The organism is Acinetobacter sp. NigerLNRRAM0016 (genome assembly GCF_054112845.1).
Genome location: NZ_JBSYVT010000112.1, coordinates 1 through 688, shown reverse-complemented (window position 1 = coordinate 688; position 688 = coordinate 1). Strand labels below are relative to the sequence as shown.

General features: G+C 45.6%; 1 pseudogene. It reads right to left on the bottom strand.

The window, feature by feature from the left end:
* Positions 1-688: pseudogene (locus ACWQ4X_RS19750) on the bottom strand (phage tail protein); the annotation flags it as partial.

The following is a 688-nucleotide window of genomic DNA, read 5'->3' as shown; positions in this document are numbered from 1 at the left end:
ACCCCCTGAGCCTGATTTAAGCTGCAGCTGGAATGTACCTGCTATACCTGTTGAATCATGTCTTGAAAGGTTCAATGTCCCCGCGCTACGTGCACTCCCTCGAATCGAAACGTTATGACTATGAATACCGTCAAGTCCCATTGATGCGCTACCACTCAAGTTCAAACTATGTGTATGGGATCCATCCGAACCCGTATTGCCATTGTAATTGTGGCTATGAGAAGAACCTGTCACACCACTAATTGAAGTATTGCTTGTTGATCCACTGAAGGAATGATTGTGATTGCCTGCGCTTCCCATTGATCCTGATACGTTCACATTAATGCTATGTCCGTGTGAACCACTGTTATCAGAAGTCACACCCACGGAAGCATAATCAACAAAATGAACCTCCAAATCTTCAAAGACTACATTGCCGTTTTTCAGCACCCGACAAAGCAACCGCTGCTGTGACGTATAGGATGTAAAGCTGAATACCGCACCAAAGGTCAAAATGGTATGCCCCATATCTGTTGGGACAGCCAAAGTTTGAATAGTGGTGTATTCCGTCCCCACTGTCGTTGCAGCTTCTGCAAAAGCAGAAACAGGCACCGTCACCGCATTGTCCTTGATCTTCAATGTATCCACTGCAAGATCCGCAATTTTCCCTTCAGTCACCGCTAAACTATCAATTTTCGCTGTAGTCACG